The organism is Segatella asaccharophila, from assembly GCF_054687055.1.
Genome location: NZ_BAACAN010000020.1, coordinates 1 through 22,386, shown reverse-complemented (window position 1 = coordinate 22,386; position 22,386 = coordinate 1). Strand labels below are relative to the sequence as shown.

14 protein-coding genes, 1 tRNA gene and 1 pseudogene are annotated in these 22,386 nt (G+C 43.4%); 13 read left to right on the top strand and 3 right to left on the bottom strand.

The window, feature by feature from the left end:
• The 3 genes and pseudogenes from ACYRYG_RS10535 (at position 1) to ACYRYG_RS10525 (ending at position 5,345) form a co-directional block, all read left to right on the top strand.
• Positions 1-1,308 (top strand): MFS transporter, encoded by a 1,308-nt coding sequence (locus ACYRYG_RS10535; RefSeq protein ID WP_293416844.1) that lies wholly within the window; start codon positions 1-3, stop codon positions 1,306-1,308.
• An 80-nt stretch (positions 1,309-1,388) separates the two neighbouring features.
• A complete protein-coding gene (galK, locus tag ACYRYG_RS10530; RefSeq protein WP_460198121.1) occupies positions 1,389-2,549 on the top strand; it encodes a galactokinase in 1,161 nt (386 codons plus the stop codon).
• Between the two features lie 322 nt (positions 2,550-2,871).
• Positions 2,872-5,345: pseudogene (locus tag ACYRYG_RS10525) on the top strand (TonB-dependent receptor domain-containing protein).
• Between the two features lie 258 nt (positions 5,346-5,603).
• Here the strand turns inward: ACYRYG_RS10525 and ACYRYG_RS10520 are convergent.
• A tRNA-Gln gene (locus tag ACYRYG_RS10520) sits at positions 5,604-5,674 on the bottom strand.
• A 187-nt stretch (positions 5,675-5,861) separates the two neighbouring features.
• Here ACYRYG_RS10520 and rsfS point away from each other — a divergent pair.
• Genes rsfS through ACYRYG_RS10505 form a run of 3 tightly spaced genes read left to right on the top strand, consistent with a single transcriptional unit; the run spans position 5,862 to position 9,355 of the window.
• A complete protein-coding gene (gene rsfS, locus ACYRYG_RS10515; protein WP_293422242.1) occupies positions 5,862-6,242 on the top strand; it encodes a ribosome silencing factor in 381 nt (126 codons plus the stop codon).
• A gap of 45 nt (positions 6,243-6,287) precedes the next feature.
• Positions 6,288-8,480 carry an ATP-dependent zinc metalloprotease FtsH gene (ftsH, locus tag ACYRYG_RS10510; RefSeq protein WP_293428862.1) on the top strand — a complete coding sequence of 731 codons (2,193 nt, stop codon included), beginning with the start codon at positions 6,288-6,290 and terminating at the stop codon, positions 8,478-8,480.
• A 5-nt stretch (positions 8,481-8,485) separates the two neighbouring features.
• On the top strand, positions 8,486-9,355 hold the full coding sequence (locus tag ACYRYG_RS10505; RefSeq protein WP_293425298.1) for a phosphatidate cytidylyltransferase: 870 nt from the start codon (positions 8,486-8,488) through the stop codon (positions 9,353-9,355).
• A gap of 28 nt (positions 9,356-9,383) precedes the next feature.
• On the opposite strand, the gene lpxB is transcribed toward ACYRYG_RS10505, so the two are convergent.
• Together lpxB and surE are read right to left on the bottom strand one after the other, a co-directional pair.
• Positions 9,384-10,703: a lipid-A-disaccharide synthase gene (gene lpxB, locus ACYRYG_RS10500; protein ID WP_460198120.1), complete on the bottom strand. Its 1,320-nt coding sequence runs from the start codon at positions 10,701-10,703 to the stop codon at positions 9,384-9,386.
• Positions 10,704-10,727: 24 nt separating this feature from the next.
• On the bottom strand, positions 10,728-11,498 hold the full coding sequence (surE, locus tag ACYRYG_RS10495) for a 5'/3'-nucleotidase SurE (protein ID WP_460198119.1): 771 nt from the start codon (positions 11,496-11,498) through the stop codon (positions 10,728-10,730).
• Positions 11,499-11,613: 115 nt separating this feature from the next.
• Between surE and ACYRYG_RS10490 the strand changes: the two genes are divergently transcribed.
• From ACYRYG_RS10490 to ACYRYG_RS10460, 7 genes are all read left to right on the top strand, one after another.
• Positions 11,614-12,378, top strand: coding sequence for a ParA family protein (locus tag ACYRYG_RS10490; RefSeq protein WP_293419588.1), 765 nt, complete (start codon positions 11,614-11,616; stop codon positions 12,376-12,378).
• A gap of 39 nt (positions 12,379-12,417) precedes the next feature.
• Entirely contained in the window at positions 12,418-13,341 is a 924-nt protein-coding gene (locus ACYRYG_RS10485) for a ParB/RepB/Spo0J family partition protein (RefSeq protein WP_293419585.1), read from the top strand.
• Positions 13,338-14,096 (top strand): DUF5683 domain-containing protein, encoded by a 759-nt coding sequence (locus ACYRYG_RS10480; protein WP_293419582.1) that lies wholly within the window; start codon positions 13,338-13,340, stop codon positions 14,094-14,096. Before ACYRYG_RS10485 ends, ACYRYG_RS10480 begins: the two co-directional genes overlap by 4 nt.
• 168 nt (positions 14,097-14,264) lie before the next feature.
• Complete coding sequence (locus ACYRYG_RS10475) at positions 14,265-15,725, top strand: lytic transglycosylase domain-containing protein (protein WP_460198117.1); 1,461 nt, start codon at positions 14,265-14,267, stop codon at positions 15,723-15,725.
• A 19-nt stretch (positions 15,726-15,744) separates the two neighbouring features.
• Positions 15,745-18,024, top strand: a complete 2,280-nt coding sequence (locus ACYRYG_RS10470; RefSeq protein WP_293419576.1) for a RelA/SpoT family protein — start codon at positions 15,745-15,747, stop codon at positions 18,022-18,024.
• A gap of 302 nt (positions 18,025-18,326) precedes the next feature.
• Positions 18,327-19,304, top strand: coding sequence for a pectinesterase family protein (locus ACYRYG_RS10465; protein WP_293427710.1), 978 nt, complete (start codon positions 18,327-18,329; stop codon positions 19,302-19,304).
• A 365-nt stretch (positions 19,305-19,669) separates the two neighbouring features.
• On the top strand, positions 19,670-21,946 hold the full coding sequence (locus ACYRYG_RS10460) for a cation:proton antiporter (RefSeq protein ID WP_460198115.1): 2,277 nt from the start codon (positions 19,670-19,672) through the stop codon (positions 21,944-21,946).
• Positions 21,947-22,386 lie beyond the last annotated feature (440 nt).

Below are 22,386 nucleotides of genomic sequence, written 5' to 3'. Positions count from 1 at the left end.
ATGGAAAATACGAATAAAAAACAAGGCAGCATCATTGCCATTATCACAATGATGTTCCTTTATGCCATGATTTCGTTTGTAACAAATCTGGCAGCTCCAATCGGGGTTATTTGGAAAAATGTATTCGAGGGCAGTAACATGATCGGAATGCTAGGGAACGCCATGAATTTCCTGGCCTATCTGTTTATGGGTATTCCCGCCGGAGCCATGCTTACTAAAATCGGTTACAAAAAAACCGCTCTCGTAGGTATTGCCCTCGGTTTCTTAGGAGTACTCATCCAATTTCTCAGTGGAGAATTCAATCCGGGTGTAACCGGATTCTGTGTTTATCTCTTGGGAGCATTCATCTCAGGTTTCAGTGTCTGTATGCTGAATACGGTCGTCAACCCCATGCTGAACCTTCTGGGTGGCGGAGGGAACCGTGGTAACCAGTTGAACATGATTGGTGGAACGCTGAACTCGCTGTCCGGCACGCTCACTCCTATGCTGGTAGGCTCGCTCATCGGCACCGTAACGGCAAACACCAAAATGGTCGATGTCAATCTGGTGATGTATATCGCCATGACCGTCTTTCTGGCTGCTTTCATCATTCTGGTCTTCATCCCCATTCAGGATCCGGAAATGGGAAAGACGAATGAACAGACCGTTTTTGAACACAGCCCGTGGAGTTTCCGTCATTTCGACCTGGGTATTATCGGAATCTTTGTTTATGTAGGAGTAGAGGTCGGTATCCCTGGTACCTTGAACTTCTATATCAGTGACACCTCAATGAAGGGCGGAGGAGGCGGACTTCTGAATGCTGCCGCCATCGGAGGTTTCATTGCCGGCACATACTGGTTTCTGATGCTGGTGGGACGCTTTCTGGCCAGTTTCATTGCCAGCAAGGTATCGAGCAAGCAACTGCTGACCATTACGACAATTTTCGGAATGATCTTTATCTGTCTGGCCATGATTCTGGGCAAGTCCTCTACCGTAAGTATGCCCGTATTCACAGGTTCGGCTTTCCAGATGGTTACAGTACCTATCTGTGCCTTGTTCCTGGTACTCTGCGGTCTGTGTACTTCAGTGATGTGGCCAAGTGTATTCAACCTGTCCACGGAAGGATTAGGCAAATACACCGCAAAAGCTTCCGGAATATTCATGATGATGGTAGTCGGTGGCGGTGTTCTTCCCCTGATCCAGAACTATATTGCAGACCATGTCAACTACATGATTTCCTATATTGTACCCTTCATCGCACTCGCCTATCTCTGCTTCTATGCTTTAATAGGCTCCAAGAATGTGAACAAGGACATCCCTATCGATTAAGATTGAAAGGCGTGACTTTCCGAAGTTACGCCTTTATTAACACCATAAATATCTTATCACTCTTTAAAACATCTTTTATTATGGATATAGAAAAAGTAAGAACTCGTTTCCTCAAGCATTTTGACAATAAGACTGGAAATATTTATATGGCCCCGGGACGTATTAATCTCATCGGTGAACACACAGACTACAACGGAGGATTTGTCATGCCGGGTGCAGTAGATAAAGGTATTATGGCTGAGGTCCGCCCTAACGGCCTACAGACTGTAATTCTCTATTCCATTGATTTAAAAGACCGTGTGGAATTTAATATTGATGATCCTAAAGGACCACATGCTACATGGGCAAGATACATCTACGGCATCGTACGTGAGATGAAAGCACTTGGTGTTCCGGTCAAAGGGTTCAATGCAGCCTTCTACGGTGATGTGCCCTTGGGAGCAGGAATGTCATCCTCTGCTGCACTGGAGAGTTGCTTTGCCTGTGCACTGAATGATCTATTCGGCGACAACAAGGTATCCAAATGGGACATGGCTCTTGCCGGCCAGGCTACTGAACACAAATATATCGGCGTCAATTGCGGAATCATGGACCAGTTTGCATCTGTCTTCGGAAAGAAAGGCCAACTAATGCGCCTCGACTGCCGCAGCAGAGAATTTACTTACCTGCCTTTCGATCCTAAAGGTTATAAATTAGTTCTGCTCAATTCAAAGGTCAAGCACGAACTGAAAGGTTCTCCTTATAACGACCGCCGGAACAGTTGTGAGAATGTGGTCAAGCATATTGCTGCCAGGCATGCAGACCAGAAGATAGAAACACTCCGCGACTGCACATGGGACGAGCTCGAAGAAGTGCGCTCCGAAGTCGGGGAAGAAGACTACAAACGCGCTCATTTTGTTCTGGGAGAGAAAGACAGGGTTCTGTCCGTCAGTGAAGCTCTCCAAAAAGGAGATTATGAGACCGTGGGACAAAAAATGTTTGAAACGCATAACGGTCTGAGCAAGGAATATGAAGTATCATGCGAAGAACTCGATTTCCTCAATAATATTGCTAAAGAAGACGACGTTACCGGTAGTCGTATCATGGGTGGCGGATTTGGTGGCTGCACCATCAATCTGGTCAAAGATGAAATTTACGACAAGTTCATCGCAGATGCCAAGAAGAAATTTAATGAAAAATACGGACATGAGCCGGAAGTCATCCCTGTTGTGATCAGTGACGGTGCTCATAAGGTATGCTGAAATTATATAAAATTCTATTATAAATTCGCAAGGATCATAAAAAGACGAACTAATTTTTAGTCCGTCTTTTTTTATCCAGACCTCCAAGGACTATTTACATCCGTTCGCTGAAGGTCATTATCCTCAGTTGTTTTCCGGTTCATCACCTTCCATGATTGCCGCTCCTGGGAATCAGTCTGATCCCCCGATCAAACAGCAAAATACAAATCTTAAAAAGGTAACTTACTGATCAAAATGAACAAATATTACCTTGTTTATTGAAATAAAATATGGCGAAATGATAAATTTTATGTATTTTTGCAGACAAAAATTGAATAAAGAGATGAAACGCATTAACTTACTTCTTCTTGCCATTCTGTTCTCCATGACGATGATGGCACAGAAAACCATTGTGACAGGTGTCCTCAAGGACTCCATTCTCAATACGACCGAGCCACATGCAACAGTCCGGGTTTATAAGGAAAATCAACCCGGCAAACCGGTAGCCATGTCGGTGACGGGAGTTAACGGTGAGATCAAGCAAGCCGTATCCGGTAAGGGGAAATATGTCATTACCTTCAATTCTGTCGGTAAGAAAGAAATCCGTCGGAAATTTACCCTGAATGGTGAACCCAGTGTGAACCTGGGAACAGTTTTCACAACTGATGACTCCAAAGTACTGAAAGGAGTCGAAGTGGTAGCCCAGAAACCACTTGTCAAAATGGAGACCGATAAAATGACCTATAATGTCCAGGAAGACGTAGACTCCAAATCACAGACCGTCCTGGATATGCTCCGGAAGGTACCTATGGTAACCGTCGACGGACAAGACAACATCTCTGTCAATGGCAACTCGGGATATAAGATCTATGTAGACGGAAAGCCGAATCCGATGTTCAATTCCAATGCCTCGCAGATCTTCAAGGCAATGCCTGCCTCAATGGTCAAGAATATTGAGGTGATCACCAATCCTGGAGCCAAATATGATGCCGAGGGTACCTCCTGTATCCTGAATATCAACATCAACCATACGGGCAGCAATGGTGCCGCAGGAAACATGGACGGATACAATGGAAGTGTCAGCGCCATGGCAGGTACAAGAGGCTATCGTGGATCTGCATCAATAAGCGGGCAACAAGGGAAATTCAGCTATAGTGCTATGGGGCTATACAACTACAGTAAACAAAATGGAACCGAGGTCCAGTTTGACCGGTCACAGTCGGACGGCTCCGATATGCATTACTATCAGAAAGGACATAACCATACCCCCTTCACGATGGGGAATATCGGCCTGGGATTGGAACTTGACTCCATGAGCAGTATGCATGCTTCACTGAATCTGATGAAATTCCATCTCTATAATGAAGGACACCCTACCACCACTTTCACAGGCGGATTATATGGTAAAGGCTTCTCCTACAGTAATGAGAACATCATGACAATGGACAATTTCTCCCTGAATGCCAGCGCAGACTATTCCCGTTTTCTCAACCATGACCGGACACGCAGTATAGCCCTCACCTATCAGTTCTCTATGGAACCACACCGGCAGAAGAATTACAGCTATTATGATCAGAATTATTCTGACATCTCATTCTTCAATATCAGTGACCGCTTTACCGATGATCATCCTCACAGTACCGAGCATACCGTCCAACTGGATTATGTGACCCCCTGGCCAAAGGGCATAGCCTGAGTCTGGGCACCAAGTATATCAACCATGTCAACCGTTCAAACTCAAAATTTTATGATATTCTCAATGGTGTAGAGACCTACAATGCAGACAATAGCCTGATCTACAAAGACAAACAGTCCATCGGCGCAGTATATGCCGAATACAGTGGCACTTTCGGTAAGTTCAGTACCCGTGACGGTGTACGTTACGAGCATACCTGGGAAAGCATCAGCTATGAACTTGGCAAAGGCTCAGACTATAAGAAAAATTATGGAAACCTGGTCCCCTCGGCAAGCTTTACCTATAATATCAACCCGGCAATCAATTTCGGGATTAACTATGCCATGCATATCCTCCGCCCAGGGATCACGTACCTGAACCCATACATCGACAAGTCTAACCCTACTGCCCTCACTTACGGCAATCCGGATCTGAAAGTAGAAAAATCACATAATGTCGGGTTCGTAGCTAACCTCTACACTCCCAGATTCCTTTTTAACCTGACGGCCAGTGAGAATTTCTGCAATAATCAGATTGGAGAATATACTTTTCTGGACAAGAATAACTTGCTGAATACGACCTATAGCAATGACATCCGCAACCGATGGACCAATATCAGTACCTTCATGCGCTGGGTGCCGAAAGGAAAGACCACACTGATGTTCAGTGGTGGCATGGACTATGGAGACATCCGGTCGAAGAAACTTGACCAGAAAAACAACGGCTGGCAATTCCATGGCTACCTGGGGCTGGAGCAGACCTTACCCTGGAGCCTGCAATGGAGTACAGGAATATTCGGTCAGAGTCGCCAGTATAATCTCCAGGGGTACAGAGGCGGGATCAGCTTCTTTACGACAGCCTTCACCAAGAAATTATTCGAGGATAAGTTAGCGATTAGTCTCCGCTATAATGTACCGTTCAGTGGCAAGTTCAAGATCAGTCAGTATACGCGCACCAATGCCTATGAGCAGAAGATGAGAATCACTGTTCCCATACAGGATATTAATCTGACCGTTACCTGGAACTTTGGTAACACAAAGAAACATTTCCAACAGTATCAGAGCCGTGTCAAGAATGAGTTTGGTGAGCAGAAATCAGTTGGCCAGCAGATTGGTACATCAGGAGCAAGTACCGGTATGTAACTAAGGAAGATCATTTATTCCAACAGTCCCACCTCGCTGGAAATCATACAAGCATTCATGATAGCCGTTTAAACCTAAACGGTTATACGTCTGAGAGTAAATTTATCTGAATGGAAGAGCCGAAAGCCCTGCCGTTCAGATAAATTCATTTATAGGATAAAGAAAACCCAACTTTATAAAATGATCCAAAGAAGGTCACACAAACAGTCCTAACTAAAAATGCAAGTCACTGACAACCAGTAACTTGCACTTTAAGCGTTGGGATACCCGGATTCGAACCAGGAATGACAGGACCAGAATCTGTAGTGTTACCATTACACCATATCCCAATATATATTCTGCAAATCACTTCCCTGATTTGCGTCTGCAAAGGTAAGTCTTTTTTTTGATTTGACAAACGTTTTAGCGAGAATTTTCTGAAAAAAGATCAAAATAACACGCATTCTTAGTGTTTTTTCAAGATTTAGGTGTATCTTTGTGGGCATTTAGATTGCATTACATCTTATAAAAAACTGAATGGAAGAAACGAAGCAATTAGTTGAAGTCATCATAAACGGTATTCAAAATAAACGAGGTGCCAAAATTGTATTGGTAGACCTCACCCATATCGAAGGAGCAATAGCAAATTATTTTATTATCTGTCAAGGAAATTCAAGCACTCAAGTTGAGGCCATCACTGAATCGGTCAGTGAATTCACTTTCAATAAACTTAAAGAAAAACCCTATCACGTTGCAGGATTAGGTAATGACGAATGGGTGGCATTGGACTTTGTCGATGTAATGGTACATATATTCCAGCCAGAGGCCCGCAAGTTCTACGACCTCGAAGACCTGTGGGATGATGTCCCCCTCATTGAAATTCCTGATGAAGAAGACTTACAAACAGCAGTAATCTGATGCCGGCAATTCATGTTTAATTCATTAAAAAAGGAAATAAAGAAGATGGAACAAGGTGGAAATAATCCTAAAAATAACAATAACGGCGACAACCAGCCTAAGATGCCTAAGTTCAACATGAACTGGATCTACATTCTGGTTCTCCTCGCCATCATTGGCGTCTTCATGTTTGGAGGCGGGGATGCCTTAGGAGGCAGTTCAGACCAAGAAGCCACCTACACGAAATTCAAGGAATACGTTCAGAAGGGATATGCTCAAAGTGTCGTCATCAACAAGAACGACAACACCCTGAAGATGTTCGTCAAGCCCAAAGACATCCGAAACGTTTTCCAGATGAGCGCAAAGCAGGTTGGCCCTAACCCATACGTGTCAGTACAGTTTGGTTCTGTAGATGAACTGGAGAAGTACCTGACGGCCGAGCAGAAAACCGGAAAGCTCACAGATTTCAGTTACAATAATAAAAAAGGCAATAATCTGCTGAATATTTTCATCAACCTGTTGCCGATCCTCTTTTTTATCTGGTTTATCTGGTGGATGGGCCGCCGGATGAGCGGAGGCAACTCAGGTGGCATGGGAGGAGTATTCAATGTCGGGAAATCAAAAGCGAAGATGTATGAGAAAGGAAACAGCATCGGCATTACCTTTAAAGATGTTGCGGGCCAGGAAGGAGCCAAACAGGAAGTCGAAGAAATTGTCGAGTTCCTGAAGAACCCAAAGAAATACATTAATCTCGGTGGCAAGATCCCTAAGGGAGCCTTGCTCATCGGTCCCCCGGGAACAGGCAAGACCCTGCTGGCCAAAGCTGTAGCCGGAGAGGCGGGAGTACCGTTCTTCTCCATGAGTGGCTCAGACTTCGTGGAAATGTTCGTAGGAGTAGGAGCCAGCCGTGTACGGGACCTCTTCCGCCAGGCAAAGGAAAAGGCGCCCTGTATCATTTTCATTGATGAAATAGATGCCATCGGACGAGCAAGGAGCAAGAATCCTTCAATGGGTGGCAATGATGAGCGCGAAAACACCTTGAATGCCCTGCTGACGGAGATGGACGGATTCAGCACAAACAGTGGAGTGATTATCCTGGCTGCAACCAACCGTGCAGATATGCTTGATCCAGCCCTGTTGCGGCCTGGACGATTTGACCGGCAGATTCATGTAGATCTCCCCGACCTGCAGGAACGCAAGGAAATCTTCAAGGTTCATCTGAGACCCGTAAAGATCAATGATACTGTAGATGTAGACCTGCTGGCACGACAGACACCTGGATTCTCCGGTGCGGACATTGCCAATGTCTGCAATGAGGCTGCTCTGATTGCCGCACGGCACAACGAGAAGTCTGTTGGGAAAAAAGACTTCCTGGATGCTGTTGACCGTATAGTCGGCGGATTAGAGAAAAAGACGAAAGTGATGACAGCAGAAGAAAAACGTACCATCGCGCTGCATGAAGCCGGGCACGCCACGATTTCCTGGTTCTGCCGTTATGCCAATCCTCTTGTGAAAGTCAGCATCGTCCCCCGCGGCCAAGCTTTAGGAGCAGCATGGTATTTGCCCGAAGAACGGCAGATCACGACCAAGGAAGAGATGCTGGACGAATTATGTTCCCTGTTAGGAGGACGGGCAGCAGAAGAACTGTTCACAGGGCATATCTCAACAGGGGCCATCAACGACCTTGAGCGTGCGACAAAAGCTACCTATGGGATGATCGCATACGCCGGCATGGGTGACCAATTACCGAATATCAGCTATTACAACACCAACGAATATCAATTTCAACGTCCTTATTCTGAGACCACTGCCAAGATTATAGATGATGAAGTACTGAAAACCATCAATGAACAATATGCTCGTGCCAAGAAGATCCTGACTGAACACAAGGAAGGTCACAACAAACTGGCAAAATTGTTAATGGACAAGGAAGTCATCATGGCTGAAGATGTAGAGAAGATATTCGGCAAACGTCCGTGGAAGAGTCGTACACAAGAGATTCTGGAGGCCGAACAGCCACATGTTGATGACACCGTAAAAAAGATGCCGGAGGTACAGGCGGCCATTGCTGAACATGCCAAGAATCATCAGGAAGATGAAAACACACCGAAAGGCATTCAAAAGAAAGAGGATTCTCCAAAGACAGACACCCCGGAGGGAGAGTCAGAAACAGAAAGCAAGCCTTCTGAAGATAACTCACAGAATCCAGCTTCTCCCCAAAAGGCCGGATCAGAAGAGGATGATACTAAACAAGTTTGAAAATAATGACAGAAAAGCAAAAGAATCTTATCATCAGAACCATTACCGGTATATTATTTGTTGCGGTAATGGTGATAGGTCTTCTGAACTGGATCGCAATGATCTTCCTGTTCGCTTTCATTACGGGCATGTCGATATGGGAATATAGCGGACTGGTCAATGCTAGAAAGGGAGTTAAAGTGAACCGATTCATCTCTACTCTTGCAGGTGTTTATCTGTTCCTCTCCTTCGCCGGTCTGCGTACAGGAATTGTCAACAACTTCATTGTCTTCATTCCCTATATTCTTACCATTCTGTATCTGATGATCAGCGAACTTTATCTCAAGCATGAGGATGCCCTTAACGACTGGGCCTATACCATGTTAGGACAGTTATACCTGGCCTTTCCCTTCTCACTGATCAATATTCTGGCATTTGAAAAAGACCCTATGGGTGACCTGGTTCATTTTAACACCCTGTTACCCCTTAGCATCTTTGTCTTCCTCTGGATAAATGACAGTTGTGCCTATATCTGCGGTTCCCTCTTCGGCAAGCACAAACTCTTTCCCCGGATCAGTCCCGGAAAGACATGGGAGGGAAGCATTGGCGGGGGGATCATTACCGTTATCATCGCCGGGATCATCGGCTATTTCTCCCACCAACTGTCAGTCACTGCTCCTCAACTTTCAGTCTTAGGGTGGATCGGTTTAGGCATTGTAGTTGTTATCTTCGGAACATGGGGAGATCTTGTAGAAAGTCTTCTCAAACGGACATTGGGTATTAAAGACAGCGGGAACATTCTTCCGGGGCATGGAGGAATACTCGACCGCTTTGATTCTGCGATCCTGGCTATCCCGGCTGCCATCATCTATCTCTACACCCTGGAACTGTTTTGACACCCCTTAAAAACTCATAAGGGATCTCTTATTCCTCAGAGCGGAAATCATTATCCTCCTGGCCTGACGAACAAGTATTCTCAGGATCAGATGAATCTGTATCTTCATCCTCATAAGAAGGGGCCATACTATCCTGATCCGATAAATTCTTATTGTCCTGCCCTGAAAGCTCATCAGAGGAAGGGTTATTCATGCTTGAACCAGCCTTATAGGTCCTCAAAAGATCGTACATGATATCAGCAGCCTGTACAGGAGCTATCTGATTCCCAAGACGACGGTAAACATCCTCATAACCTGCCAGCATCTCTTCCCGTTCAGGATGACCGGGAAGGATTTTACGGAGTTCAGAGGCAACCCCATCCACGGTAAACAGATCTGCCAACATTTCAGGTACGACTTTTCTGTCTGCTATCAAATTGACCAGAGAGATAAATCTGACATGAATGATATGCTTGAATCCGAAACGGATCAACTTAGGCAAAGGTGTCTCATAGCAAACCACCTGAGGAACATGGAAAAGAGCTGTTTCCAGTGTAGCCGTACCACTCGTGACAAGAGCCGCCGTAGCATGCGTCAACAAAGGATAGGTACGGTTTCTCACCAATTTCACATCAGTATCTCCTATCCATTTCTGGTAATAAGAATCCGGTATGGAAGGTGCACCAGCCAGGACCATCTGATAGTCCTCGAATCTTGATGCCGCCTCAATCATCACTGGAAGGTTATCTTTGATCTCCTGTTTCCGGCTTCCAGCCAGAAGAGCAATTATAGGTTTATAAGCATCCAACTGATGCTCCTGACAAAAAGATTCATAGCTCTGGTCATATCCGTTTCTGAATTCAGCCACTTCCTGAGCCGTCGGATTGCCCACATAATGGATGGGGTAATGGTGTTTCTTTTCATAAAAAGACACCTCAAAGGGTAGGATCGAGAACATCTCCTTGACATCACGCTTGATATTCCGGATACGCCATTCTTTCCATGCCCATATTTTCGGTGAGATATAATAATATACCGGTATGCCCGTCTTGGCATGCACAAACTTAGCGATGTCAAGATTAAACCCTGGATAGTCCACCAGGATAACGGCATCCGGCCTCCAACTGACAATATCCTTTTTACAAAAAGACATATTTCTCAGGATCATCCTCAAGTGAAGCAGCACGGGGATAAAGCCCATATAGGCCAGTTCGCGGTAATGCTTCACACAGGTACCGCCCACAGCCTTCATGTTGTCTCCGCCAAAATACCTGAAATCAGCGTCATGATCTATTCCCTTCAAAGCCTCCATTAAACGTGAGGCATGAAGATCGCCACTCGCTTCACCTACAACTATATAATATCTCATACACTTTCAAAGGAAAATCTGTTATTATAAATTCCATTCCTTGATGGCATCCATTGAACCGTATGCCGTCACGTCCATAGTCGTCGGAGTGATTGCCACATAATTATGGCGAAGTGCCCATCTGTCCGTACCTTCAGATGCAGGCTCATCATCCACATATTTTCCTAGCATCCAATAATAGTCATATCCACGAGGATGGTGCTCCTTCACCACTTCTTTCTGCCAATTACCAAAGGCCATACGGCAGACTTTCACGCCCTTGAATGGTGGTTTTTCCGGGAAATTGACATTCAGACAAGTCCCCTTTGGAAGCCCTTCCTGAAGCACCTTCCCGATAACAGGAAGAATATATTCCTTCAGATAGGATAAATCCGCATCCGTATCATAATTACAACTCGAAAAAGCGACAGAAGGAATAAACTTCATACACCCTTCCATGACAACCCCCATTGTACCAGAATAATGGCTGTTAACAGAAGAGTTATCACCATGATTGATTCCACCCAGAATGAGGTCCGGTTTACGATTTTTACAAAACTGATCTAGAGCAAGTTTCACACAGTCTACAGGTGTCCCGTTACACGACCAAGCCTCAACATCCCCTAACGTATGGCGCCGCTTCAGTCTTAAAGGCAATTCGGCCGAAAAAGCACAGGAGAACCCTGACCTTGCTGCCTCCGGTGCACAGACCAGAAGATCAGCCTTATCCCTCAACATTTCTACCAGATAGCGTATGCCACCGGAATGGTAACCATCATCATTGGAAATGAGTATAAATGGCTTCTTATTTTCCATCTTATTCCTAATTATTAATTTCGATACAAAAGTAATAAAAAAACGTTTAAGTTAATAGATTCTCATATAAAATCGTTAACTTTGCAACTATAACAGATGTAAAGAAACGAAGGAAATGGGAAAAATCATCGCTCTTGCTAATCAGAAAGGTGGCGTAGGAAAAACCACCACCACGATTAATCTGGCCGCATCTCTCGCCACCCTGGAAAAGAAGGTGCTTGTCGTTGATGCCGACCCGCAAGCCAATGCATCAAGCGGTCTGGGAGTGGACATCAAGGAAGTGGATTGCTCCCTTTACGAATGCATCATGGATCATGCTGACGTCCGCGATGCCATCTATACGACAGACATTGACGGACTTGACATCATTCCAAGTCACATTGATCTGGTGGGCGCTGAAATCGAGATGCTGAATCTGGAGAACCGGGAGAAAGTGATTAAGAAACTCCTTGAACCTATTCGCAATGACTATGATTTCATTCTTATTGACTGTTCACCTTCGCTGGGATTAATCACTGTAAATGCACTTACGGCAGCCGACTCAGTCATCATTCCCGTACAGTGTGAATATTTTGCCCTCGAAGGAATCAGCAAGCTGCTGAACACAATTAAAATCATCAAGAGTAAATTAAACCCGAAACTGGAAATTGAAGGTTTCTTATTAACGATGTACGACAGTCGTCTCCGTCTGGCGAATCAGATCTACGACGAAGTCAAGCGCCATTTCCAGGAGCTGGTCTTCAAGACCGTTATCCAAAGGAATGTCAAGTTGAGCGAGAGTCCGAGCCACGGTTTACCGGTCATCCTCTATGATGCCGACTCCACAGGAGCAAAGAACCATTTAGCCCTGGCAAAAGAAATCATCGAAAAAAACAGTTGATTCCCACATCCCCCATCCATATTATAATTATTCATCAATATGGCCGTTCATAAGAAATACAGTAATCACTCCTATAAAACAAATGCATTAGGAAGAGGACTGGATGCCCTGATCTCCACCGAAGAAATCAGCACCTCTGGAAGCAGCACGATCAATGAGATCGCCATTGACCAGATAGAGCCAAACCCTAATCAACCACGACGCGAATTTGATCCGGATGCGCTCAAAGATTTAGCACAGAGTATCCGTCAGATAGGCATCATCCAGCCCATCACATTACGTCAGGTCGCTACGAACAAATTTCAGATCATCGCTGGAGAGCGTCGCTGGAGAGCTTCTCAGATAGCCGGGCTAAAGGCTATTCCTGCCTATATCCGCACCATTGATGATGAGAACATCATGGAAATGGCGCTTGTAGAGAATATTCAGCGGGAAGATCTGAATCCTATTGAAATAGCGCTGGCTTACGAGCACCTGCTCGAAGAATCTGATATGACCCAGGAAAAAGTATCTGAGAGAGTAGGCAAAAGCAGGGCTGCAATTGCCAACTACCTGAGGTTGCTCAAATTGCCTGCACAAGTGCAAATGGCCCTACAGAAGAAAGAGATAGATATGGGCCACGCAAGGGCTTTGCTGGCCTTGGACAGTCCGTCATTGCAAATCAAACTTTTCAAGGAGATTCAAAAAAACGGATACTCCGTCAGGAAAGTCGAAAGCCTAGTCCAACAGTTAAAACAAGGTGAAGACATCGAAAGCGGCAAGAAGAAAATTGCTGCCAAGACCAAGATGCCTGAAGAATTTAACATTCTGAAACAACGCTTATCAAAATTCCTCGATGCAAAAGTCCAGATGACCTGCACGCCGAAAGGCAAGGGGAAAATCAGCATCCCCTTCTCTAATGAAGAAGAGCTGGAACGCATCATGAATGTATTTGATAAACTGAAAGAGCAATCTGAAAAGTGAATATTAAATTTTCACATCGCTATAGTCTGACTGTTCTGCTGGTAGGTATAACAGCCATTACTGCTTTTGGAAGGACCTGCATACCAGACCATGCAGCAATTTCAGAAATGAAGCAGGATACCATTCAAGCCTTGCAGAAGTCACATCCATCTGTGTCAAAAACTGAAGCCCAGACTGACAGGACGCGTATGGTCTCTCCCGATTCTATACCAACAAAGAAAAAGGCCAAGCGTGACTGGGCCACATGGCGGCCTGATACAAAAAGAGCACTGTGGCTTTCCATTGTCTTGCCCGGCGCAGGGCAGATTTATAATCGCAAATACTGGAAGTTGCCTATTTTCTACGGCGGTTTTCTGGGTTGCATCTATGCCATGTCCTGGAACAACCAGATGTATCATGATTATGCACAGGCATACGTAGACATCATGGACGATGACCCTTCAACGCAAAGTTACAATCAATTTCTGCACTTAGGGACCAAAGTTGACGCTTCAAACCTTACACGCTATCAACAACTCTTCAAGAGCCGCAAAGACCGTTTCCGCCGCTGGCGGGATCTAAGTGTATTCTCATTTATAGGAGTCTATGTGCTATCCGTCATTGATGCCTACGTGGATGCTTCGTTATCCGATTTTGACATCTCCAGAGATCTGAGCCTGCACATCCAGCCTGCCGTGATCAATGGAAATCAGATATATGGTTATAGCCCTTCACATAATCAAGCTATTGGAGTCAATTGCTATCTGACTTTTTAAACTCAAAGAAAGGAGTATCTAAAGATATTCAAAGACAAATAGATTTTCAAATATAAAAAACTTGAATGAATTCAGACATTGAATGGACGACATACCCATCGGAAGTGAATCAGGAAATTATCCAAGAATTCAGAATACTGCATTCATTCAACAAATCAAGAAATGGGAATGAAGAAATCGAACATATTACTTACTTTTCTGGCACTTTTCGGGAGTTGTCCCCTACAGGCCCAGAATATTACAACAAATGAAAAGACTATTACGGTAAATGATCCCCACGGTATAAGAGAACAGATTAGTTTACCTATTGGAATGACGATCAAAACGGATAGTCTTCTGCACCTTTATTTTGCAAAAAATTATCTTAAGAAAAATCCTTGCAACAGCAAGGACATCAGCTCTTCCTTCACAAAGCAAGATTACATTGAACGCCTGAAGAAACTTCCGACATTGATTGAAATGCCTTATAATGATGTGGTAAGGACTTTCATCGATCAATACTCAGGATCGGAACGTGACCGGATAAGTTATATGCTCGGTGCATCCAATTTCTATATCCCTATATTTGAAAAGGCTTTGGAAACGTATGGACTCCCCCTGGAATTGAAGTACCTGCCTTTCATAGAATCGGCTCTGGATCCTTTTGCTTCCAAGAATGGCAATGCCGGGTTATGGCAACTGAGTGTGAGTACGGCAAGGCATTATGGCCTAAAAGTTACTACCCTTGTGGATGAGCGGCGTGATCCGGTCAAGTCTTCGTATGCTGCAGCCCAATATTTAAAAGATCTGTTCAATATCTTTGACGACTGGGATTTTGCTATCACCGCATTCCATAGCAGTCCGTTCACTGTTGACAAAGCCATTCATCGTACAAAAGGATCAATAGATTTCTGGAGCATCTATCCTCACCTGACCTCATACGCACGTAGTTGTGTACCCGCTTTCATTGCAATGAATTATATTATGAACAACTATTGTGATCACGGTATCTGCCCTATGAATACAGACTTACCCGCTAAAACGGATACCGTTTCCGTTTCACAAGATATGCATTTACGACAGGTTGCTGATGTCCTTAATATAAATATTGATGAACTACGGGAGTTGAACCCGCAATACCGTCAAGATATCATTAACGGGAACAATGCTCCTATGCCTTTACGGCTACCCGCTTCCCTGATCGGAAATTTTATTGACCATGAAGATTCCATTTTAAAGTATAAAGCCAATGAGCTCCTGCTCAAGCGCGATGAAACTGAAGTAAGCGGATACATATCAGAACATCATTCCCGTCGGCACAGCCATAGCAGGAGGAAACTTTCAACTTCTTCCAATTCGTTAAACGGCAATGAAGAAACAACCGAAGAAGACCAGAATTCGGAAGGGACTAATAATTCCGGGAGTACTTCCAGGAAAAGAAGCAGAATTAACCGGAAAAAGGCCTCCAGAAAGACGAGGAACAGACACACAGACAGCAGCAATACCAAGAGTCAGAAGGTGGAAGTCAAAAATGGAGACACACTTTCTGAAATTGCCAAGCGCAACCATACCACCATCAAAAAACTCAGGCAATTGAATGGCATTAAAGGCAGTACCATCCATTCAGGGAAAAAACTCAAAATTAAATAACCAGTAACAGGAGGATTCTATGGACGACCAGAATGTAAAGGACCTCGAAAGAGAGCAGGCCGACAACAAAATGATTACAGATGCTTTCCAGCATCTGCTGAACACATACCTAGCCTCGCGCCACAGAAAGAAAGTCGACATCATCATCAAGGCCTTCAATTTCTCCCGCCAGGCTCATAAAGGGGTAAGGCGTCTCTCTGGGGAACCTTATATCATGCACCCCATCGCCGTCGCACAGATCGCCTGTGAGGATATGGGCCTGGGATCCACGAGTATCTGCTCTGCATTACTTCATGACGTCGTTGAAGATACGGATTATACCATTGAAGATATTCAGAATATTTTTGGTGATAAAATTGCCCAGATCGTAGAAGGACTGACCAAAATCAGTGGTGGCATCTTCGGAGACAATGCCTCCGCTCAAGCAGAGAATTTCAAGAAACTGTTGCTGACCATGAGTGATGACATCCGGGTCATCCTCATCAAGATCTGTGACCGGCTGCATAACATGCGTACCCTGGCATCACAGTCTGCTAACAGGCGTTATAAGATTGCGGGAGAGACACTCTATATCTATGCGCCATTAGCCAACCGACTGGGACTGAATAAGATCAAAACCGAACTGGAAGATCTGAGTTTCCGCTTCGAACACCCGGAGGAATACGAATATATTGAGACCAAACTTACTTCTACACAAGAAAAACGAGAAATCCTGTTCAGTAAATTTACAGAACCTATCAAGGAGTCCCTTGACAAGATGGGCATCAACTACATCATCAAAGCACGGGTCAAAAGTCCATACTCTATCTGGTGTAAAATGCAGAACAAGCATGTTACTTTTGATGAGATCTACGATATTCTTGCTGCCCGGATTATCTACACACCAAAGGTCCGCGCAGAAGAAATCAATGAATGTTTCCAGATCTATGTTGCTATCTGTAAGATCTACAAGAGTCACCCGGATCGCTTACGTGACTGGGTCAACCATCCTAAGGCGAACGGCTACCAAGCCTTGCATGTCACTCTGATGAGTAAGCAAGGCCGATGGATTGAAGTCCAGATACGCAGTGACCGGATGGATGAGATCGCCGAACAAGGATTTGCAGCTCACTGGAAGTATAAGGAAGGTGGAGAATATTCTGAGGATGAAGGAGAACTGAATGACTGGCTGCGTACAATTAAGGAAATCCTTGATGATCCACAGCCTGATGCAATGGATTTTCTGGACTCCATCAAACTCAATCTCTTTGCTTCTGAAATTTTCGTCTTCACGCCCAAAGGAGAAATCAAGACGATGCCGACAGGGAGCACTGCACTTGATTTTGCATTTGAGATACACACGTTCCTTGGAAGTCACTGCATCGGTGCAAAGGTAAATCACAAACTGGTACCACTCAGTCAGAAATTACAAAGTGGAGATCAGGTAGAGATCCTCACATCCAAAGCACAACATGTACAACCCTCATGGATGAATTTCGCAAGTACCGCCAAAGCCAAAAGTAAAATAATGGCGATCCTGCGGCATGATAATCGAGAAATACAATACAAAGGCAAGAAAATCATGCAGGATTGGTTGGCCAAAAACAGCTTTGAGTTAACCACTTCAATTATTGACAGGCTTCGGACCTTTCATGATATTCAAAAGCCTGAAGATTTCTTCCAGGCACTGGGTGATCATACAATTATCTTAGGAGATAAGGACTCTGATGAACTGCATGGCAAAAATTCAAAAGAAAACAAGAGCAGGAGTTGGCGCAGGCTGGTCCCATTCCTGAACAAGAAAGAAGGAAAGGATGGAAAAGGAGGAACAACAGATACTGATCATCTCGTTGTGGACAGTAACTTTGACAAGAAGAAACCTGTTATTATTGATGAAAACAACATTAACCAGTTCCTGTTCAAAGCTTGTTGCCACCCTATTCCGGGAGATGATATTCTTGGTTATATTGATAACATGAACCACATCGAGATACACAAACGTACTTGTCCGGTAGCCAATAAACTCAAATCGAGTTTCGGAAACCGAATCGTGGATGCGAAATGGGACATGCACAAAAAGCTCTATTTTGATGCCACTATAGAAATTCAAGGTATCGATCGTAAGGGAATGCTTCTGGATGTATCAAAAATTATCTCTGACCAACTGAATGTAAATATTCACCGAATTACCATAAACAGTGACCAGGGCATTTTTGATGGAAGAATAGAGATCAGGATTCATGACCGGGATGACGTCAAAGTCATTATGAACCGGCTGAAGGATGTACCTGATCTTCAGGAGATCCAGCAGATCATGTAATCTGCCTGTACCTGAAATCCCTGTGATCAACCGGATTCCAAGACACCATAGTAATCTCGGAGCCTCTCGACAAACTCCTCTAGAAGAATCTTATCCCGAAGGACATGACAAATTTCTGATCTGTTATCAGATTGGAATGAGATCTGCTCAATTATATGTTAAAAGACATTTCACCCAACCTTCTTCATGAGATACCATAAAATATTCCAGGGAGCATTAACCGAAACGGAATTTGTCTCAAGACCAACTCGGAAGTCAGTGTGAATATTCTTACCTACTAAATATTAAAACAAACTATCATCATGAAAAAAACAATTCTTTTCCTGTTTTTTATTTTAATGGCCCTTTCACTCCATGCCGTAAATAAATATGACAATCCAGATACGTTAGTCGTAGCCCGTGATGGCACAGGTGAGTTCCGAAACATTGATGATGCAATAGAAGTCTGTCGTGCCTTTATGCAATATCATAAAGTCATCTATGTCAAAAAAGGCATTTATAAAGAAAAACTGGTCATACCATCCTGGTTGAACAACATTGAAATATGCGGAGAAGACCGTGACCAGACTATCATTACGTGGGATGATCATGCCAATATCAGGTTGCCGGGCACAGAGAAACCTATGGGAACCTTTCGCACCTATACCCTGAAAATACAAGGCAGCCATATCACACTTAAAAACATTACTGTAGAGAACAATGCCGCCCGGTTAGGCCAGGCGGTCAGCCTGCATACAGAAGGAGACTGCCTGAAGTTTATCCATTGCCGCTTCTTGGGCAACCAGGATACCATCTACACAGGGATTGCCGGAACACGTCTTTACTTCAAAGACTGTTATATCGAAGGAACTACAGACTTCATTTTCGGCCCCAGCACAGCATGGTTTGAAGATTGCACGATTTACAGTAAGATCAACAGTTATATCACAGCTGCATCAACACCACAAAACCAGAAATACGGTTACATCTTCAATCATTGTAAACTCATTGCTGCTCCTGAAGCGACAAAGGTCTACCTCGGTCGTCCGTGGCGTCCTTATGCTTATACCTTATTCATGAACTGTGATCTTGGTCCTCAAATACGACCTGAAGGATGGTGGAACTGGGGGAATCCAGCTAATGAAAAAACTGCCCGTTATTTTGAATATCATAATCATGGTGCAGGTGCAAGTACCAGAGACCGTGTCTCCTGGAGCCATCAACTTACTTCCAAAGAAGCTGCACAGATCACTCCTCAGAAAGTTTTCTCCATGAGTTCTATATGGAGTCCCGAAGATTAAACAAAATAAGACACCTTACTGTTTATGCCATCTAACCCTATTCAAGTTATCTCTGCATAAAGTAAATGGATAAACGGATCATTTCAAAGAGAAATCTCATGGAATTTACTCCCCCTTCATTTATGGAGTTACAGCACCTGATTTGTCACTTAAAGACAAAGGACAAATCAGGTGCCAGTGGCCATAAACGAATGACTCTTCCCAATAATCTTCCCCCTCTTCATCCGTCAGAAAAGAGACATAACCTGTCGTAATGACCAATAAAATTGCACTTCAAAATCAAAAAAAGTCTGAAACTATAAAAAAAGACACTAGAATATCGTAACTTTGCGAATGTATCCTGTTTTACCCTTCACACGAACGATATGACGAAAAACAAAAAAGATTTTTTAATCTATTTCATTATGCTAGTTGTCTTTGGACTTCTAATATTAATTGGATTAAAAAGCGGTACTTATTTGCATCCTTCAAGTGAAAGCCTGCAACCCCATGTTTCTCCATTTACCACATTTATTTATACCGTAAAGGAACATTTGGGTACATCCGTGATGGTATTGCTTATTCAGATTATCATCATCCTTTTTGTATGCCGCATCTTTGCTTTTCTTTTCAACAAAATAGGACAACCGAGCGTTATCGGAGAGATTGTCGCCGGCATTGTTCTTGGTCCGTCATTTTTAGGTCATTTTTTCCCAAACGCATTCCAACTGATCTTCTCAAGGGGATCCCTTGTTAATATTCAACTGCTCAGCCAGATAGGACTTATCCTGTTTATGTTTATCATTGGTCTGGAGGTCGATTTCAAGGTACTGAAAAACAAGATCAACGAGACCCTAGTCATCAGTCATGCTGGAATATTGGCACCTTTTCTTCTAGGCATCATCGGTGCGCTGCTCGTTTATAAGGAATATGCCTATGCGAACACCAAATTTGTACCTTTTGCACTTTTTATAGGCATCTCCATGAGCATTACCGCATTTCCTGTCCTGGCCCGGATTGTACAGGAAAAAGGACTAGCCTACACTCCACTGGGCGTATTGACAATCGCTTCAGCAGCCAATGATGACGTAACGGCATGGTGCCTTCTGGCCATCGTGATTGCCATTGCTGAATCAGGAACTTTCATCAGTTCTTTATTCGCCGTAGCCTGCACCATCCTATACATCCTTTTCATGTTCTTTGCCGTTCGTCCTTTCCTTAAAAAAATAGGGACCTACTCTATCAAGAAAGAAAATATCAACAAGAACTTTATCAGTCTGACTTTTTTAACGCTCATTCTATCTGCGTCATTCACCCAGTTAATTGGTATCCATGCTCTGTTCGGAGCTTTTATTGCAGGAGTGATCATGCCTGCAGATCCTCATTTCAGGCATATCATGACGGATAAGATAGAAGATGTAACTTTAGTCTTTTTCTTACCATTGTTTTTTGCCTACACAGGATTGAACACCAACATATTGCTCATCAACAACTGGTCCATGGTACTCACCTGTATTCTATTCATCGTCCTCGCCGTAACCGGAAAATTCGGGGGATGTGCTATTTCTGCAAAGATCGTTGGAGAATCCTGGCATGATAGCCTGATCATAGGAACTCTCATGAATACGAGAGGACTGATGGAACTCGTCGCCTTGAATATCGGATATGAAATGGGTATCCTTTCACAGTCTATTTTTGCAATCTTAGTGGTCATGGCCCTCGCTACCACGTTCATGACAACTCCGGCCTTGCACTGGATTACCCGACTCTTTCCTCAGGACAAACGAATCAGTTCTCATAAATCAGAAAAGATCATGTTGTGCTTTGGAGACTCACAAAACAGTCTTAATATCCTGTCAATCATACAACTGGTCTTCGGCAAAGATTTGATCAAGAAGAAAATTATCGCTTCTCATTTCACCCAAAGTGCAGAACTGAATGCAATGACTGATAAACATTACTTCCAAGAAGATTTTGCCCCCATTATCTCAGAATCGAAAAGGAAACAGATTCCGATCACCAAATACTATAAACTGACAGAAGATATTACCAGTGAAATTATTGAGACAACCCAGCGGGAAAACATTGATTATCTATTTATTGGATCAGCATCCAAACAGATGAAAAATCAGAAAACACTTTCTAACAAAAAGCCTGATTTTCTGTATGCATTCCTTCAGAACATAAAGGAAAAATCATTGTCTCTGTCCGGCATTTCAATCACCGACAAAACACTGGAGATTTTAAATAGAGTTAATTGCATGGTTTTTGTCCTCATCGGCACGCACAGGATAGACTCTATTTTAAACGTATCCATTATTATTGATCAGGATGAAGATCTCCTGCTATTACCGTACATCCAGAACATCCTGCCCCTGGTACAGTCCATGCATATCTATCTTTCGGAATCTTTTGATCATCAACTTAAAGAAGAAAAGATTGATCCACTACTTCACCAGAATCCTCAAGAAATAAAACTTTATCAATACGGCAAATTGACTGAGTTGAATCTGGGCAGGTATCATAAGCATCTGGTCATCTCACCCTATACGATAAGTGAAACGATCCTAAAGTTAAACAAGAAACTTCAGCTCCGGCCTACCTATCTGTTCGTCCAATATAAAAAAGACATTACTGACAATAACAAGAGCCTCAACAGATAAAAAAGGTACATTCAGTGACAACTAGCATCACGTGAAGAATTATCTTTCATCTAAATTTATCATGAACCGGCATCTAAAAGATCAATAGTTAAATATGTCGGCTTTAATATATGAAACAAAAATTAACTATTAAGTTAATCTAATATAAAAACCATTTTTAGTATTCAACAGATTAAGATATTTTTATATCTTTGTAAAAATCTGATAAATAGATAAAAGAACATCTAAAAACACATGAAAGATATCCGAAGTAATCTATTTTAAGTAAACTTAAAAACTAAAACAAAACAACTACAGTTTTATATTAAATTAACTGAAGTTTCCCACCCCATAAAATAGGCTAAAAACAGTACTGTAAAAATAAAAGTTTCTCGCAAAAAAGTTGTAAATTTGTAGTATCAATCAAACAAATAACGCTTTTTATTAAGAAACTTTTATGC

Bases quoted from the DNA above. Each gene is read 5' to 3' on its own strand.
- ACYRYG_RS10535 (WP_293416844.1), top strand. From the start codon at position 1: ATGGAAAATACGAATAAAAAACAAGGCAGCATCATTGCCATTATCACA.
- galK (WP_460198121.1), top strand. From the start codon at position 1,389: ATGGATATAGAAAAAGTAAGAACTCGTTTCCTCAAGCATTTTGACAAT.
- rsfS (WP_293422242.1), top strand. From the start codon at position 5,862: ATGGAAGAAACGAAGCAATTAGTTGAAGTCATCATAAACGGTATTCAA.
- ftsH (WP_293428862.1), top strand. From the start codon at position 6,288: ATGGAACAAGGTGGAAATAATCCTAAAAATAACAATAACGGCGACAAC.
- ACYRYG_RS10505 (WP_293425298.1), top strand. From the start codon at position 8,486: ATGACAGAAAAGCAAAAGAATCTTATCATCAGAACCATTACCGGTATA.
- lpxB (WP_460198120.1), bottom strand. From the start codon at position 10,703: ATGAGATATTATATAGTTGTAGGTGAAGCGAGTGGCGATCTTCATGCC.
- surE (WP_460198119.1), bottom strand. From the start codon at position 11,498: ATGGAAAATAAGAAGCCATTTATACTCATTTCCAATGATGATGGTTAC.
- ACYRYG_RS10490 (WP_293419588.1), top strand. From the start codon at position 11,614: ATGGGAAAAATCATCGCTCTTGCTAATCAGAAAGGTGGCGTAGGAAAA.
- ACYRYG_RS10485 (WP_293419585.1), top strand. From the start codon at position 12,418: ATGGCCGTTCATAAGAAATACAGTAATCACTCCTATAAAACAAATGCA.
- ACYRYG_RS10475 (WP_460198117.1), top strand. From the start codon at position 14,265: ATGAAGAAATCGAACATATTACTTACTTTTCTGGCACTTTTCGGGAGT.
- ACYRYG_RS10470 (WP_293419576.1), top strand. From the start codon at position 15,745: ATGGACGACCAGAATGTAAAGGACCTCGAAAGAGAGCAGGCCGACAAC.
- ACYRYG_RS10465 (WP_293427710.1), top strand. From the start codon at position 18,327: ATGAAAAAAACAATTCTTTTCCTGTTTTTTATTTTAATGGCCCTTTCA.
- ACYRYG_RS10460 (WP_460198115.1), top strand. From the start codon at position 19,670: ATGACGAAAAACAAAAAAGATTTTTTAATCTATTTCATTATGCTAGTT.